The sequence below is a fragment of the Sphingobium sp. FG11 genome (assembly GCF_057809915.1).
This window is the reverse complement of the sequence record NZ_JBMDKW010000005.1, coordinates 230,760-247,007: the sequence shown is the minus strand read 5'-3', so window position 1 is coordinate 247,007 and position 16,248 is coordinate 230,760. Positions and strand designations below refer to the sequence as shown.

Annotated in this window: 15 protein-coding genes; 8 read left to right on the top strand and 7 right to left on the bottom strand. The window is 64.9% G+C overall.

The features are described from left to right. The first annotated feature begins 168 nt into the window (after window positions 1-168). Window positions 169-1,656: a lipopolysaccharide biosynthesis protein gene (locus ACODSN_RS06810; protein WP_489054124.1), complete on the top strand. Its 1,488-nt coding sequence runs from the start codon at window positions 169-171 to the stop codon at window positions 1,654-1,656. A gap of 13 nt (window positions 1,657-1,669) precedes the next feature. On the opposite strand, the gene ACODSN_RS06805 is transcribed toward ACODSN_RS06810, so the two are convergent. After that, entirely contained in the window at window positions 1,670-2,098 is a 429-nt protein-coding gene (locus tag ACODSN_RS06805) for a CBS domain-containing protein (RefSeq protein WP_489054122.1), read from the bottom strand. A 76-nt stretch (window positions 2,099-2,174) separates the two neighbouring features. Here ACODSN_RS06805 and ACODSN_RS06800 point away from each other — a divergent pair, with 76 nt between their 5' ends. Continuing rightward, window positions 2,175-2,474, top strand: coding sequence for a hypothetical protein (locus ACODSN_RS06800; protein ID WP_489054121.1), 300 nt, complete (start codon window positions 2,175-2,177; stop codon window positions 2,472-2,474). Then, on the top strand, window positions 2,464-2,865 hold the full coding sequence (locus ACODSN_RS06795) for an acyl-CoA thioesterase (protein ID WP_489054120.1): 402 nt from the start codon (window positions 2,464-2,466) through the stop codon (window positions 2,863-2,865). Before ACODSN_RS06800 ends, ACODSN_RS06795 begins: the two co-directional genes overlap by 11 nt. Before the next feature lie 116 nt (window positions 2,866-2,981). Here the strand turns inward: ACODSN_RS06795 and ACODSN_RS06790 are convergent, their stop codons facing one another. The 4 genes from ACODSN_RS06790 to hisS all read right to left on the bottom strand — a co-directional run bounded on the left by ACODSN_RS06790 (window position 2,982) and on the right by hisS (window position 7,318). Continuing rightward, complete coding sequence (locus tag ACODSN_RS06790; protein WP_489054119.1) at window positions 2,982-3,866, bottom strand: DUF4167 domain-containing protein; 885 nt, start codon at window positions 3,864-3,866, stop codon at window positions 2,982-2,984. Between the two features lie 295 nt (window positions 3,867-4,161). Continuing rightward, window positions 4,162-4,983, bottom strand: a complete 822-nt coding sequence (gene prmC, locus ACODSN_RS06785) for a peptide chain release factor N(5)-glutamine methyltransferase (RefSeq protein WP_489054118.1) — start codon at window positions 4,981-4,983, stop codon at window positions 4,162-4,164. Continuing rightward, a complete protein-coding gene (prfA, locus tag ACODSN_RS06780) occupies window positions 4,980-6,071 on the bottom strand; it encodes a peptide chain release factor 1 (protein ID WP_489054116.1) in 1,092 nt (363 codons plus the stop codon). The genes prmC and prfA overlap by 4 nt, the downstream gene beginning before the upstream one ends. Beyond that, window positions 6,071-7,318 carry a histidine--tRNA ligase gene (gene hisS / locus ACODSN_RS06775; RefSeq protein WP_489054114.1) on the bottom strand — a complete coding sequence of 416 codons (1,248 nt, stop codon included), beginning with the start codon at window positions 7,316-7,318 and terminating at the stop codon, window positions 6,071-6,073. Before hisS ends, prfA begins: the two co-directional genes overlap by 1 nt. A gap of 160 nt (window positions 7,319-7,478) precedes the next feature. Between hisS and ACODSN_RS06770 the strand changes: the two genes are divergently transcribed. Together ACODSN_RS06770 and ppa are read left to right on the top strand one after the other, a co-directional pair. Continuing rightward, entirely contained in the window at window positions 7,479-9,410 is a 1,932-nt protein-coding gene (locus ACODSN_RS06770; protein ID WP_489054112.1) for a M61 family metallopeptidase, read from the top strand. A 36-nt stretch (window positions 9,411-9,446) separates the two neighbouring features. Then, window positions 9,447-9,989 carry an inorganic diphosphatase gene (gene ppa, locus ACODSN_RS06765; protein WP_489054110.1) on the top strand — a complete coding sequence of 181 codons (543 nt, stop codon included), beginning with the start codon at window positions 9,447-9,449 and terminating at the stop codon, window positions 9,987-9,989. Window positions 9,990-10,056: 67 nt separating this feature from the next. Here the strand turns inward: ppa and yczR are convergent, their stop codons facing one another. After that, window positions 10,057-11,520, bottom strand: a complete 1,464-nt coding sequence (gene yczR / locus ACODSN_RS06760) for a MocR-like transcription factor YczR (RefSeq protein WP_489054108.1) — start codon at window positions 11,518-11,520, stop codon at window positions 10,057-10,059. Window positions 11,521-11,724: 204 nt separating this feature from the next. Further along, window positions 11,725-12,219 carry a hypothetical protein gene (locus tag ACODSN_RS06755; RefSeq protein ID WP_489054140.1) on the bottom strand — a complete coding sequence of 165 codons (495 nt, stop codon included), beginning with the start codon at window positions 12,217-12,219 and terminating at the stop codon, window positions 11,725-11,727. 86 nt (window positions 12,220-12,305) lie between these two features. On the opposite strand from ACODSN_RS06755, the gene gyrB reads away from it, so the two are divergent. The 3 genes from gyrB to ACODSN_RS06740 are packed head-to-tail and all read left to right on the top strand — an operon-like array spanning window position 12,306 to window position 16,132. Continuing rightward, window positions 12,306-14,816 carry a DNA topoisomerase (ATP-hydrolyzing) subunit B gene (gene gyrB / locus ACODSN_RS06750; protein ID WP_489054107.1) on the top strand — a complete coding sequence of 837 codons (2,511 nt, stop codon included), beginning with the start codon at window positions 12,306-12,308 and terminating at the stop codon, window positions 14,814-14,816. A 9-nt stretch (window positions 14,817-14,825) separates the two neighbouring features. Beyond that, complete coding sequence (locus ACODSN_RS06745) at window positions 14,826-15,338, top strand: membrane-like protein (protein WP_489054106.1); 513 nt, start codon at window positions 14,826-14,828, stop codon at window positions 15,336-15,338. A 38-nt stretch (window positions 15,339-15,376) separates the two neighbouring features. Further along, entirely contained in the window at window positions 15,377-16,132 is a 756-nt protein-coding gene (locus tag ACODSN_RS06740) for an SDR family NAD(P)-dependent oxidoreductase (protein ID WP_489054105.1), read from the top strand. Window positions 16,133-16,248 lie beyond the last annotated feature (116 nt).

Genomic DNA, 16,248 nt, shown 5'->3' with positions numbered 1-16,248 from the left:
GACCGTACCAGGCGCTGTCAGTAGGCAGCGCCCCGTCCGGTGAACAGCCCTCTAGATGGGACATGCCAAACCGTCAAACGCTTTTTGCACTTTTGTTTCAGAAAGTTTTGAGAACACAGCGGCTAAAGGGGTTACGGGCCAGCACGGCCGGGATGGAAAGCGAGTGATATGGGTTTGCAGGATGCGGATGCGGACGACGCCGGATTCGGCGCGCGCGTAAGGAGCGCGATCTTCTGGCGATCGGGCAGCCAGATCCTGTCGCAAATGCTGAGCTGGGGCGTCACGCTGGCGGTGATCCGCCTGCTCGATCCCAAGGATTATGGCCTGTTCGCCATGACCCAGGTGATTCTGAACTTCGCGACCTTCCTCAACGGCTATGGCCTGGTCAGCGCCCTGGTTCAGTCCGACTCGCTCGATTCGCACCGGCTGCGGCAGGCGTTCGGGATCATGCTGCTGCTGAACGGCGGGCTGGCGATCGCCCAGTTGCTGATCGCCCCCATCGCGGCGGACTATTATGACCAGCCGATGGTCGCCTCGCTCCTGCGCGTGCAGGCGCTGCTCTACCTCTCCACGCCCTTCCTCTCGATTCCCGAAGCGATCATGGGCCGCGCGCTGGATTTTCGCCGCCCCGCGCTCGTCAACCTGATCGCGGCGATCGCCTCCGCCGCCACCGCGCTGGTCGGGGCACTGTCGGGCTGGGGCGTATGGACATTGGTGTTCGCGCCGATCGCGGGCTTCTGGGTTAAGGCGATCGGCTATGTCATCGCCACCGGCTTCCGCCCGATCCCGAGCTTCGATTTTCGCGGGACCGGCGCGATGGTGACCTATGGCGCGTCGCTGCTCGGCGGCCAGTTATTCTGGATCGTCCAGAGTCAGGCGGATATCTTCATCGGTGGCCGGATGCTCAGTCCCCATGAGCTGGGTCTCTATGCCGAAGCGCTGTTCCTGACCCAGATTTTCGTCAGCAAGTTCATCCCGCCGCTCAACGATGTCGCTTTCCCGGCCTATGCGCGGATGCAGAAGGACCCGAGCCGGATCGCCTGGTCCTTCTGCAAGGCGGTGCGGCTGCTGTTGCTGATCTCCTGCCCGGTCTATCTCGGCATGGCGGTGACGGCGCATCCGCTGGTCGAGACATTGTTCGGGGTCAAATGGCTGGCCATGGCGCCCTTTGTCGCCATTCTGGCGCTCGCCATGCCGTTCATGACGCTTCAGGTGATGTTCGCGCCGGTCAGCAATGCGGTCGGCCGACCCGGCACGACCGCGCGAATCGCCGCCGTCGGCGCGATCCTGATGCCGACCGCGTTCCTGATCGGCATCCGCTTCGGCGCCATCGGCCTCGCCTGGGCATGGCTCGGCGCCTTCCCCATCCTGACCGCCGTCACCGCCCGGCTTGCGGGCGCGCCGATGGGCCTGCGCATTCGCGACGTGATCCGTGCCGCCGCGCCCGGCATCGGCTGTTCCGTGCTGATGGCGGGCGTCGTGTTCGCCATCGACCAGATGCTGCCGCCGCTGCCTGCGCCTGTTCGCCTCGGCGTGCTGGTGCCCACAGGGGCTGTCGCCTTCCTCGGCGCGCTGATGCTGTGCGCGCGGGGCACGTTGATGGAACTGGTCGGGCTGGTGACGCGCCGCACGCGTCCGGCGACGTCGCCCGCCTGACGCTCAGCGCCCGTCAGGCCGAAGCGATGTAGTCGCGCAGCGCCGCCGCTTCCGATTCGATCCCGTCGATGCGATGCTTCACAAGATCGCCGATGGAGATCAGCCCCACCAGCGCGCCATCGACCACCACCGGCAAATGCCGGATGCGCCGCTTCGTCATCATCGAAAGTCCGGAAATCACCGGGGTTTCGGTGTCGATCGTAATCGCGGGCGATGTCATGACGTCGCTCACTGGCCGGTCGAGCACGCCCGCCCCTTCCGCGCCGACGCGATAAACCAGATCGCGTTCGGAAAAGATGCCGACGACCGCCCCGTCATCGACCACGGGGACGCAGCCGATCCGGTTTTCGGCCAGCAATTTCACGACGGAGAGGACGGTGTCACCGGGCCGGGCCTGTACCACATCCTTGCCCTTGCCCCGCAAAATCGCCGCAATGGTCATGATGCACTCTCCCTTTTCGCACGGACAGGACGTCCAGGTGCTTGATGATCCCACTTTCACACCCCAAAGAAAAGACATGACTCGCAAACAAGCGCTCGACGACCCCGTTATCGCGGCCACTGCCTGGGCACGGTTCCGGCGGCTCATGCTGTGGATGGCCTTTGGCGGCGTCATCTGCGTCGGGCTGGCGCTTGGCGCGCTGCGATGGTGGGCGGGGCCGATGCCGCTGCACATGATCATCGCCACGATCATCGGCACCTGGTGCACGTTCATGCTCGGCACCGGCCTGATGGCGCTCGTTTTCCTGTCGAGCGGCACGGGGCATGACGAACAGGTGATCGACAGACTGAAAGGCGAGGTGGACATTGACGACTGAGACCAACGAAACGAGCGGAAACGCGGGCAGCGCCCCCATATTGCGCGTGGTGCCGGGTCCGACCGACATCAACGCCAATGGCCATATTTTCGGCGGCTGGGTGCTAAGCCAGATGGACATTGCCGGCGGCATCGTCGCGCACCGGATCGCGCAAGGCCCCGTCGCCACCGTCGCGGTGGAGGGCATGCATTTCATCGCGCCGATCCTGCTGCGCGACATCGTGTCGGTCTATGCCCATGAGGAACGGCGCGGCCGCACCTCGGTCGCGATCCGTATCGATGTGGTCGCCAGTCGCGGGGCATCGCTGACGGACGTACACCTGACCAGCGGGCTGTTCACTTTCGTCGCGCTGGACGAGGACCACAGGCCCCGGTTGCTGCCCTCGCGCTGATAGCGATCCGATTGGCGGTCGACGCGAACCGCGCCCCGGCAAGCGATAGACAGTAAAAAGGGGACGGGGCGCCTGCACCGTCCCCTTTTTGCTGCGATTGGCGGGGCCTTAACGGCTTATTCGGCCGCTTCGGTCGACGGGCGAGGCCGGCGGGTGCGCTTGCGCGGCGCATCGGCGGCTTCGCTGTCATTGTCGGCGCGCGCGATCGACGGCGGCAATATGGCGAGGTCGAGACCTTCGCTCACGGTCTCGGCCTGCGCGGCCTGCTGGCGCGGCGGCCGGCCACGACGCGGACGGGGCGCTTCGGCGGTCTGCACCGCAACGGCGGGTGCGGGTTGCTGCTCCACCGCAACCTGCTCGAAGGCAGCGACCTGTTCACCCTGCGATTGCTGCGCGACCGGCTGCGAAAGCGGGCGTTCCCGCCGGTTGCGATCACGCCGCTCGTTATTCCGGTCATTGCCACCGTCGCGATTATTGGTCCGCTCGCCGGACCTGTCACCGCCCCGGTCGTTCGTCCGGTCAGATCCGCGGTCGCGATCATTGGCGCGATCGTTTGTCCGGTCGTTGCCGCGATCATTGTTGCGGCCCCGACCGTCATTTTGCCACTCACGCTCCTGATAGCGGGGCGCCTGCTGTTGCGGCGCGTCGAAGCGGGCATCTTCGCCGGCATCGTCATTGCCGTCGAAATCCTCATTCTCTTCGTCCATCCCCTCGTCATTGCGACGGAAGCGGCCTTGCTGTTCTTCCTGACGCGCCCGGTTATCGGCAAGGACGCGGAAATAATGGTCGGCGAACTGAAGATAATATTCGGCATTCACCCGGTCGCCCGCCATCTGCGCGTCGCGGGCCATATTCTTGTATTTTTCAAGAAGCTGGGTCGCATTGCCACGCGCGCGGTTGTCGATGCGGTTGCCATTATCGCCGCCGCCCCGATTTCCACCGTTGGGACGCCCGTTGTTCCGGCCGCGATTGCGGCGGCCGGCCTGCCTGTTGTTGATCAAGACATGGTCCTTGCGTTCACTATGACATTATTCACTGAAAACATCGTTCAGTCGTCACCCCAAGTCCGGCCCGCTCATCGAACCGGATACGGCTCCGCAGGGGAGGACTCGAAGGAGTCGTCCCGCACTGCCAGAGGCGCTTGCGCAGCAGCGCCATCATGACTGTTAGGAGCTGAGAAAACGGCCTTTTCTGGCAATGACCCGTCAAGTCAAATCCAGATATGGTGCCGCTCCTGAACGTCATCTAGTGGGTTTCCAAGCATAAACCAAGCAAATTTCGCTTAATCCAGCCTAATTACCGCTTGTGCGTCGCCACAAGGCATCGATCATGCCCGGCAAGATCGCGATGCGCCACGACATCCATCGCCTCGCCCCGCAGCAGGGCCGACACGCTGTCGCGCTGGTCGAATCCGATCTCGATCGCCGCCATGCCGTCTTTGGCGAGAAGGCGCGGCAATTGCGGCGCGATCCGCCGATAATCGTCCAGCCCTTCCGGCCCGGCGAACAGCGCGCCATGCGGCTCGCGCAGCACATCGGCTCCAAGCGCGACATCCCGCGCGATATAGGGCGGGTTCACGAGGATCAGGTCAAAGCGGCCCTCGATCCCCGCCGTCCAGTCGCTGGCCATAAAATCGGCCCGCGCGCCCATCCTCAGCCGATCCGCATTGCCGCGCGCCACAGCAAGCGCCGCCGTCGATATATCGACGCCCAGCCCCCGCGCTTGCGGCCACTGGTCGAGCGCCGCGAGCAGCAACGCGCCCGACCCGGTACCAAGGTCCAATATGGTCTCGGGCGCCCGCCCCACAAAATGCGCGACCGCCGCCTCGATCAGCGTTTCGCTGTCAGGCCGGGGGATCAGCACATCGGGCGTCACGGTCAGACTGATCGTCCAGAAATCGCGCATGCCGGTGATATAGGCGACCGGCTCATGCGCCAGGCGGCGCTCGACCAGCGCATCGAAAGCGGCGGGCGCGTCCAGATCGCGCTGGCGCAGCAGCAGGTCGCCGCGCGAGAGACCAAGCACATGGGCGAGCAGCAGTTCCGCGTCCAGCCGGGGCGTTCCGCTCACCGGCTCCAGCCGCGCAGCCGCCGCGCGCAGCGCCAGTGCAGCGTTCACCCCACCCCGTCCAGCTGCGCCAGCCGCGCCGCTTCGTCCTCCGCCACCAGCGCGTCGATGACTTCGGCAAGGCCCGGCCCTTCCAAAATCTCCGGCAGGCGGTGCAGCGTCAGGTTGATGCGATGATCGGTGACGCGCCCCTGCGGGAAATTATAGGTGCGGATGCGCTCCGATCGGTCGCCCGATCCCACCATCGCCTTGCGCGCACCCGCCTGCTCGCTATGCGCGCGCTCGCGCTCGGCTTCGTACAGACGGGCGCGCAAGACCTGCATCGCCTTGGCCTTGTTCTTGTGCTGGGATCGCTCGTCCTGCTGGATGACGACAAGGCCAGAGGGCAAATGGGTGATGCGCACCGCCGAATCGGTCGTGTTGACATGCTGCCCGCCCGCGCCCGACGCACGGTAGATGTCGATCTTGAGGTCGCCATCGGCGATCTGGACATCGACCTCCTCAGGCTCGGGCAGCACCGCCACGGTCGCGGCGCTCGTATGAATGCGCCCGCCGCTTTCGGTGACGGGCACGCGCTGGACGCGATGGACGCCGCTTTCGAACTTCAGCCTGGCGAACACCCCCGCCCCGTTGATGCTGGCCACGACTTCCTTGTAACCGCCCGCTTCGGAACTGTTGGCGGAGATCAGCTCCATCTTCCACCCCTGCGCATCGGCATAGCGCTGATACATGCGGAACAGGTCGCCCGCGAACAGCGCCGCCTCGTCGCCGCCGGTGCCGGCGCGGATTTCCAGCATGGCGGGACGCGCATCGGCCAGGTCGCGGGGTATCAGCAGCAGCGCCAGCGCCCGCTCGGCATCGGGGAGACGGCCCTTGAGGATCTGCATTTCCTCCAACGCCATGTCGCGCATCAGCGGATCGGCGTCGGCATCGTCGCCGCCCGCCATATAATCGAGCGCGGCCAATTCCTGCCGCAACCGCCGCACCTCATGCGCGGCGCTGGCGACCGGCTCGACCTCGGCATATTCCTTCGACAGCCGCACGAACTCGTCCGCCGGCAGATCGGCGCGCGTCATCGACGCCTGAACCTCGTCCCGGCGCGCCTCGATCTGCGCGATGCGTTCAGGCGAGATGTGCATTAGCCGATCGACCGGAACAGCGCTTCTACCGCCGCAGCCCTTTCGCTTCCGTCACCACGGACGTTCGTGCTCGGCTGGCCATCGCGCGTGCTAAGAGAGATCAGCGCATGGGCCGGTATCTTGGCGGCCTTGTCGAACCGCTTTCGAGGGGAGCCAGTCGCAATCATATCGGCTGAATAGCCCTTCTCACGCAAGGTCCGCAGCCCCCGGATCGCCAGACCCGACAGACCATCATCTTCCAACGCAATGACGGCATCAAGCTTCTGGCTGAAATCACCCTCCACCAGCATCGCCAGCCGCTCGATCCCCGCCGCCCAGCCGACCGCCGGGGTCGCAGGGCCGCCCAGATTCTCGATCAGCCCGTCATAGCGCCCGCCGCCCAGCACCGTGCCCTGCGCGCCCAGCCGGTCGGTGACGAACTCGAACGCGGTGTGGCGATAATAATCGAGGCCGCGCACCAGCCGGGCATTGCGCTCCCACGCGACCCCCGCCGCATCCAGCCCCGCCGTCACTTTGTCAAAGAAGCCGCGCGCCTCGTCGGTCAGAAACGCGTCGATATCCGGCGCGCTGTCCGCCACGGGGCGGTCGCGCGGGTCCTTGCTGTCGAGGATGCGCATCGGATTGCGCGCCAGCCGGTCGAGGCTTTCCTCCGAAAGCGTCTCCCGATGCGCCTCGAAATGCGCGACCAGTGCCGCGCGCCACGCCTCGCGGCTGGCCGCATCCCCCAGCGTGTTAAGCGTCAGCGTCACGCCCTCATTGATACCCAGTTCTTTCAGTAACTGGTCCGCGAACACCAGCAACTCCACATCCGCGCCCGGCTCGGCCGCGCCGATGATCTCGGCGTCGAGCTGGTGGAACTGGCGGAAGCGGCCCTTTTGCGGACGCTCATACCGGAACAGCGGGCCGTGCGTCGCCACCTTGAGCGGCGCATATTGCTGCCAGCCCTCGGTGATATAGGCGCGGGCGATGCCGGCGGTGAATTCTGGGCGCAGGGTGATGCTGTCGCCACCGCGATCCTCGAACGTATACATTTCCTTGGACACGACGTCGGTGCTTTCGCCCAGCGACCGGGCGAACACCGCCGTCGCCTCGAACACCGGCACCTCGACGCGCTGGAATCCGTAGAGCCTGCGCACCCGGTCGAAGGTCGCGACGACATGGGCGAAGCGTTCCGCGAACGCATCCTTGGTGCCGCCCAACATGTCCTGTGTGCCGCGTACCGGACGCGGTGTTTCGATTTTGGCCATGGGCCGGGGGCATTAGCGACAATTCATGCCAGAGGAAACGCGATTTTCATGAACGGCCGCAAGCCTTTCTTGGAGTGTTCGCGAATAGGTGGACGGCGACGCTTCGTCCCGCCATGCTGCATGTCCCCTGTCCTTCCATCTTCATCCACCGGAGACATTCATGATCCGCAGCGTGGCCACCCTGCTTTGCCTGTCCGCCGCCCTCGCCGCGCCGCTCGCCGCGCAGGACGCGATCCGCTCCAGACCGACAGCGCCGGTCATCAGCGACGCGACGCCCGCGCCCCGCGACGCGCCCTATCCCGGCGGCACGATCCGGCTGGAAGTGGACGCCACCGACACCGTGCAGCGCATCTTCCGCGTGCGCGAAACCATCCCCGTCGCCGCAGCCGGCCCCATGACCTTGCTGATGCCGCAATGGCTGCCCGGCAATCATGCGCCGCGCGGCCAGATCGACAAGCTCGCCGGGCTGACCTTCACCGCCGATGGCAGGCCGATCCCCTGGACGCGCGACCCGCTCGACGTCTACGCCTTCCGCATCGACGTGCCGCAGGGCGCACGCCAAGTCGTGGCGCAGTTCCAGTTCCTCTCGGCCACCGCGCCCAATCAGGGCCGCGTCGTGGTGACGCCCAGGATGCTGAACATCCAGTGGGAGTCGGTCTCGCTCTATCCGGCGGGCTATTATACCCGCCAGATCCCGGTGCAGGCGAACGTGACCTATCCCGCCGGCTGGCAGGCGGCGAGCGCGCTGCGGGGCAAGCGAACCGGCGACACCATCTCCTATGATGTCATCGACTATGAAGCCTTGCAGGATTCCCCGGTGTTCGCCGGGGTCCACTATAAGGCGGTCGACCTTGGCCATAATGTGACGCTCAACATCGTCGCCGACGACGCCGACGAACTGGAGGCCAAGCCCGACCAGATCGACAAGCATAAAAAGCTGGTGGCCGAAGCGGGATCGCTGTTCGGCGCCTATCATTTCGATCATTACGACTTTCTGCTCGCCATCACCGACGAAATGGGCGGCATCGGCCTCGAACATCATCGCAGCTCCGAAAATCAGGTCGAGCCGGGCTATTTCAAAAAGCCGGGCGATGGCGACGCGCTGCTAGACCGCAACCTGCTGCCGCATGAATTCACCCATAGCTGGGACGGCAAGTTCCGCCGCCCCGACCTGTTGTGGACGCCCGATTTCCGCACGCCGATGCAGGATAATCTGTTGTGGGTCTATGAAGGGCAGACGCAATTCTGGGGCTATGTGCTGGGCGCGCGCTCGGGCCTGTTCACCAAGCAGGAGACGCTGGACGCCTATGCCCATATCGCCGCGAAACTCGACACCGCAAAGGGCCGCGAATGGCGGGCGATGGAGGATACGACCCATGATCCGATCATCTCCGCCCGCCGGCCCAAGGGGTGGACGAGCTGGCAGCGGTCGGAAGATTATTATAATGAAGGGCTGATGATCTGGCTGGAGGCGGACGCGATCCTGCGTCGGCAGACCGGCGGCAAAAAGGGTCTCGACGATTTCGCCCGCGCCTTTTTCGGGATCAGTCCCGGCGACTGGGGCCAGATCGTCTATCATCGCGACGATGTCATCCAGACGCTGAACGGCATCGCCCCCTATGACTGGGCCGGTTTCTTCGCGGCGCGGGTCGATGCCACCACGAAGGAAACACCCAAGGGCGGCTTCACGCTCGGCGGCTATAAACTGGTCTATGGCGACACGCCGGGCGCCATCACGCGCAGCGCCGAAAGCGCGCAGAAAATGGTGGACCAGAGCTTCGGCATCGGCCTCGTCGTCAAGAATGATGGCGAGATCAGCAATATCGTCTGGGACAGCGCGGCCTTCAGGGCGGGCCTCGCCACAGGATCGAAAATCGTCGCGATCAACGGCCATGAATATTCGGGCGACCTGTTCAAGGATGCGATCCGGGAGGCGCGCACGTCGCGCAAGCCGATCCAGATCATCGTCCGGCAGGACAAATATTACCGGATATTGTCGCTCGCTTATTGGGATGGCCTGCGCTATCCGCGCCTCGAAAAATCAGGAGAGGGTGAGGGCAGCCTCGATCGGCTGCTCAAACCGAGAACATAATCACCCCGCAAGCCAACGTCAGCAAAAGGCCCATTCATGAACATCGAACTGATCCCGGTCGGCGACGATCCGCCCAACAGCCTGAACGTCATCATCGAGGTGCCCGTAGGCGGCGAGCCGGTGAAATATGAATTCGACAAGGCCAGCGGCGCGCTGTTCGTCGATCGCATCCTGCACACGCCGATGCGCTATCCGGCCAATTACGGCTTCGTGCCGCACACGCTCTCGCCCGATGGCGATCCGCTCGACGCGCTGGTGATCGCCCGGTCGCCCTTCGTCCCCGGATCGGTCGTGCGCGCGCGCCCGATCGCAGTGCTCAACCTGGAAGACGAAGCCGGCGGCGACGAAAAGCTCGTCTGCGTGCCCGATAACAAGACTTTCCCTTATTATGCGGACATCAGCGAAAAGGACGACCTGCCCGGCATCGTCATGGAGCAGATTGAGCATTTCTTCACCCATTATAAGGATCTGGAAAAGACCAAATGGGTGCGCATCGGCACCTGGGGCGGCGCCGACGACGCCAAGCGGGTCACGCTGGAAGCGATCGAACGCTACAAGGCTGGCAAAAAGACGGCCTAAGTCGAAACCTGAGCCGGAAAATGTAAAAGGGCCGCGCAGAGACACGTCTGCGCGGCCCTTTTTTGCGTCAGATCAATCGGTCGGCTTCCAGTGCGAGCGCCAGCGAATCATGCCCTCGCGGCGCGCGGGCGTGCAGCCGCGCATCGGCTTGCGCCAGCCGCGCGACGCCCATCGCCATCTGGTCTTCCGGCACGGTGAAGGGCAGGCGCAGGAACCGTTCGAACGCGCCATTCACCCCGAAACGCGGCCCCGGCGCGATGCGCACGCCATGGCTTTCGGCCAGCGCCGCGAGCGCGGTCGCTTCGGCATGGGGCATTTCCGCCCACAGCGACAGGCCGCCGGCGGGCGATTCGACCCGCCAGTGCGGCAAATGCCGTTCCAATAATCCCAGCAGATGATCGCGGCGCGCCCGCAGCATATCCGCGCGCGTGCCCAGCCCTTCGTTGGCTTCGATCAGATGCGCGACGGCCAGTTGCTCGACCACCGGGCTGGCCATATCCATCGTCGTGCGCAGTCGGCCGAGCGCGGCGATCGTCTGCGGATCGGCGCGAATCCAGCCGACGCGCAAACCACCCCAGAACAGCTTGCTCGCCGACCCCATGGTGATGACGTGACGGCCGGACGGATCATGGGTGGCGACCGGCGGCGGCGCGGCGGAATCGAGGCCCATCGCCATCATCGTTTCGTCGATGATAAGCGGCGTGCGGCTGCGCATGGCGGCGGCGACCAGCGCCCGCCGCGTCGCGGGGTCCATCGACCGGCCGGTCGGATTGTGAAAATCGGCGATGATATAGGCAAAACGCGGCGACGTTTGACGGAACGCGGCGTCCATGGCGTCGATATCCCAGCCCTGTTGCGGCAGGCCGACCGGCACCGGCACGACATGGGCGCGCTGCAACGCCTGAATCGCGTTATGATAGGTCGGGTGATCGATCACCGCCCGGTCACCCGGCCCGGCGAGCCATTGCAGCAGCAGCGAAAAGCCCGGCTGCGCCCCGTTCGTCACCATGATCTGGTCCGCGCTGGTGGGGCAGCCCCGCCGCTCGAAATCGGCGGCGATCGCGCGGCGCAACGGCGGCAGGCCGAGCGGATCATAGCCCAGTTCGCCCAGATAAGCGGGCAGCGCCTCGACCGCCGCCTGACAGGCGCGGGCGACGCCGGGCGACGCGGGCAAGGCGGCATGGGTCCAGTTGAACAGATTGCCGCCCGCCGGACTATCCAGATCGACCGGCGATGATTCGGTCCGCCCGGCGGGCAGGCGCGTGACGCTTCCCGACCCCTGCCGGCTTTCGAGATAGCCCTCCTCGCGCAGCCGGTCGAAGGCGGCGGCGATGGTCGTGCGGCTCAGGCCCAGCGCCGCCGCCAGCTCCCGCTCGCCGGGCAGACGCACATCCAGCGCGACCCGCCCGTCCAGCACCAGCATCCGCAGCGCCTGCGCCAGTTGGCGATAGGCCGGCTCGGGGCTTTCCGCCGCGCGCCAGGCCCCCAGCAGGCGGATCAGCGAAGGCGGGCGCAGGGATGATGTCGACATGGCAATGGCATCCAGATCAGAGCATGATGCGATCCAATTATCCAATATTGGCCATTTTGTAAAATGCCAATTTTACTATTGGCTTTCCCCACGATGATCCAGCGCCGCCTCCTTCAGCGTGGTCACATTGCTCTATGCGGCAAGCATCGGCTGGATCGTCCACCATGCCCTGCCCTTCTTCACGATCCCCGATCAGGCCGAACTTCAGTGCGACACCAGCCGGACGGCGGCGCTCGACACCCAGCCGCTCGGGCAGGGACCGTCATAGGGCTGCTTGCGATCGACCGGATCCGATACCCCGCAATCGGTGCGATCGATCGCAACGCCGGATGCGCCCGCTGAGGCGCCCATGGCCACGACGACCACGCCAAGCCATTTCTGGTCGAGGCTGCGGGTGCAGACGAAAGCGCGATCGCCATTGGCCAGCCGGCCCACTTCCTTCCCTTCCTCGAACGGCGCGGCGCGCAGGACAAGGCCCTTTTCGCCGGCGCGCGTGACTAGCCCCATCGCCCCGCAGGCGTCGAGACGCGGCCCATCCTCGCCGATCGTCACCCGCCGGGTCAGGCCCGCTTCCAGCCGAGTCTCGCTCATCGCGCCTCGCGGCGAACCGGCGAGCGAACTGTTGGGCAATTCCTCCAGCACATCGCTGCTTTTCGAACAGGCGGCGAGCAGCAACAGGGGCAGAAAAAACCAGCGCATCATCGGGTCATAGACCGGGCCCGCCCCCGGCGGAAGCCGCCATGTTTTGCTTTAGTTTCACCGGCGCATTCCCTATATGCTGGCGCATGAGCGAAGACAGTCAAAGCAATCCCAACAGCAACGAATATGGCGCAGACAGCATCAAGGTGCTTAAAGGTCTGGACGCCGTGCGCAAACGGCCCGGCATGTATATCGGCGATACCGACGACGGGTCGGGCCTGCACCATATGGTGTTCGAGGTCAGCGACAATGCGATCGACGAAGCGCTGGCGGGCCATTGCGACCGCATCGTCATCACGCTCAATCCCGACAACAGCGTCAGTGTCGAGGATAATGGCCGCGGCATCCCGACCGGCATCCACAAGGAAGAAGGCGTGTCGGCGGCCGAGGTCATCATGACCCAGCTGCACGCGGGCGGCAAGTTCGAGAACACCAGCGACGACAATGCCTATAAGGTATCCGGCGGGCTGCATGGCGTCGGCGTGTCGGTCGTCAACGCGCTCAGCGAATGGCTCGACCTCAATATCTGGCGGGACGGCAAGGAACATTATATGCGCTTCGCCTATGGCGACGCGACCGCCCCGCTTGACGTGATCGGCGACGCGCCGGAGGGCAAGAAGGGGACGCGCGTCACCTTCCTCGCCTCGATGGAAAAGGCGCCAGGCGACGGCGCGACCTTCCGCAACCATGTCGATTATGATTTCGACAAGCTGGAGCATCGCTACCGCGAGCTGGCTTTCCTCAACAGTGGCGTGCGCCTGTTTCTGGTCGATGCCCGGCACGAGGAAAAGCGCGAGGTCGAACTATTCTACGAAGGCGGCATCGCGGCGTTCGTCAAATATCTTGATCGCAACAAATCGGCGCTTATGCCCGATCCGATCGCGATTTCCGGCACCCGCGACGATGTGACGATCGACGTCGCGCTGGAGTGGAACGACAGCTATTATGAAAATGTCCTCTGCTTCACCAACAACATCCCGCAGCGCGACGGTGGCACCCATCTCGCCGCCTTCCGCGCGGCGCTGACCCGCACGATAAATAACTATGCCGACAAGTCGGGGATGCTGAAGAAGGAAAAAGTGTCGCTGACCGGCGAGGACATGCGCGAAGGGCTGACCGCGATCGTTTCGGTCAAGCTGCCTGACCCCAAATTCAGCAGCCAGACCAAGGACAAGCTGGTCTCTTCCGAAGTGCGCCAGCCGCTCGAAAGCCTGATGGCCGACAAGATGGCCGAATGGCTGGAGGAAAACCCCGCGCACGGCAAGATGATCGTGCAGAAGGTGATCGACGCCGCCGCCGCGCGCGAGGCCGCGAAGAAAGCGCGCGAGTTGACCCGGCGCAAGGGCGTGCTCGATATCGCGAGCCTGCCCGGCAAGCTCGCGGACTGTCAGGAGCGCGATCCCGCCAAGTCGGAACTGTTTCTGGTCGAAGGAGACTCGGCGGGTGGTTCCGCCAAACAGGGCCGCAACCGGCATAATCAGGCGATCCTGCCGCTCAAGGGCAAGATCCTGAATGTCGAGCGCGCGCGCTTCGACAAGATGCTCTCGTCCAAGGAAGTCGGCACGCTGATCCAGGCGATGGGCACGGGCATCCGCGACGATTTCAACCTTGAAAAGCTGCGCTACCACAAGATCGTCATCATGACCGACGCCGATGTCGACGGCGCGCATATCCGCACGCTGTTGCTGACCTTCTTCTACCGGCAGATGCCGCAGATCATCGAGGCCGGGCACCTCTTCATCGCCCAGCCGCCGCTTTACAAGGCGACGCGCGGGCGCAGCGAGGTATATCTCAAGAATGAAGCCGCGCTGGAACAATATCTGGTCGACAATGGTGCCGAATCGATGGCGCTCGATGGCGGCGAAGGCACCCGCACCGGCGAAGATCTGAAAACGCTGGTCGATCATGCCCGCCGCATGCGTGCGGTGATGCGCTATGTGCCGCGCCGCTACGATCCCACCATCATCGAGGCGCTGAGCCTGACCGGCGCGCTCGACCCCGAACTGACCGAAGCCGGACAGTCCGAACGGCTGACGGCCGCCGTCCGGTGGATGGGCGAGCATGACGCTGAGGGCAAATGGACCGGCCGCGTAGCCGAGGGCGGCGGCTTCCATTTCGAACGGCTGTGGCGCGGCGTGACCGACCATCATGTCGTCGAACATGGCTTTCTGGGATCAGCCGAGGCGCGCAAGCTGCACAGCACCGCCGCCGAGGAAGCATCCAGCTACCGCAGCCCCAGCCGACTGATTTCGGCCAAGGCCGTGGCGGCGCAGGACGAGCCAGGCGAGGATGAACTGCCAGCCGCGCCGGCTAAAGGATCGACCGTCATCACGCGGCCCAGCGAATTGCTGGAAGCGATTCTGGCGGCGGGACGCAAAGGTCTTGCGATCCAGCGCTACAAGGGCCTTGGCGAAATGAACGCCGAGCAGCTTTGGGAAACGACGCTCGACCCCGACAATCGATCAATGCTGCGCGTCGAGGTGGAGCAGGCGGATATCGCCGACGAAATCTTCACCCGGCTGATGGGCGACATCGTCGAGCCGCGCCGCGAGTTCATTCAGGACAATGCGCTGAACGTCGCCAATCTGGACGTGTAGGCCGGGGCGGTGGTGCGCGTCGGTGCGGTGATGGCGGGCCTGCTACCGCTTGTCCTTTCGGCCTGCGGTGACAAGGACGACCTTGGCCCGCCGGCGAATCGCACGATGGCTGCTGCGCCGATCCGCTCCGCACCCATCGCCGGAACGCCGATGAACGATGCGGAGGCGGTCGTTCCCGCCCGCCGACCGCGCCCTGACGCAGCGACCCGGACGCCACGGCCCGCATCTGCAAAAGGGGTGCGAACGGACTACCGCGCCATCGGCACCGAACCGTTCTGGGCCGTCACGCTGGCAGGCTCATCGGCGGTGCTCGAACTGCCGGACAAGCCCCCGCTGCGTGTCGCCGTCATCCGCTCGGACGATGCGGGCGTCATCCGCTATCGCGGCGAAAGCTTCGCCATGACGATCAGCGCCGGTCCGTGCAGCGACGGCATGAGCGACGCGCTCTGGTCCGACAACGTCCAGATCGCTTTTGGCGGAGGCACGCTCAAAGGCTGTGGCGGACTTCGCGAAGCCCCCTGATCGCCGTAACCCTGAAAATAGAAGATGGAGAGACAGACATGCTGATGCAGCGGTTCAAGGACAAGTCGGTGATCGTGACGGGCGGCGGATCGGGGATCGGGCGCGCCACGGCGGTGGCGTTCGCTCGTGAAGGCGCCAATGTGCTGGTCGCCGACATCGTGCAGGATCGCGCCGAAGAGACGGCGCAGCTGATCCGGCAGGCATCCGGCAACGCCGAGGCGCATCAGGTCGATGTCAGCGATCGCGCCCAGATCGACGGCATGTTCGACCGCGCCATCGCCCTGTTCGGCCAGCTCGACGTCTATTTCGGCAATGCCGCCGTCATCGACATGGGCACGCCCTGCGAGGATATGACCGACGAACTGTGGCACCGGAATATTTCGGTCAACCTGTCGGGCTGTTTCTACGGCGCGCGCGCCGCGCTGCCGCATCTGGCGCGGACCAAAGGCAATATCGTCATGACATCCTCGGTCGCGAGCCTTGGCGGCCTCGCCGGCGGGGTGGCCTATACCGCGTCCAAATATGGCGTCACCGGGCTGGTCAACCAGCTCGCCTGCGAGGTCGCAGCGCGCGGCATCCGGGTCAACGCCATCGCACCGGGCGGCGTCCTCACCAATATTTTCGAGGTCATGGATTTTGCCGGCGTCGATGAGCAGGTGAAGGCCGTGACGCCGATGGGTCGCTTTGCCGCGCCGGAGGAAATCGCCGAGCCGGTCCTGTTCCTCGCGTCCGATGCGGCCAGTTTCATCACCGGCACCCTGCTGCGCGTCGATGGCGGCTGGCGCTCCAAATAGCCGTCGATCGGACCTGAAAATAGAAGCCTGTTTCCTGTGCCCATAGATGCAAAGGACATGGCCTCCCCGGCTCCCTCATCCCGCGGATATATCTGCTCCACCGGATGGCGGATCAA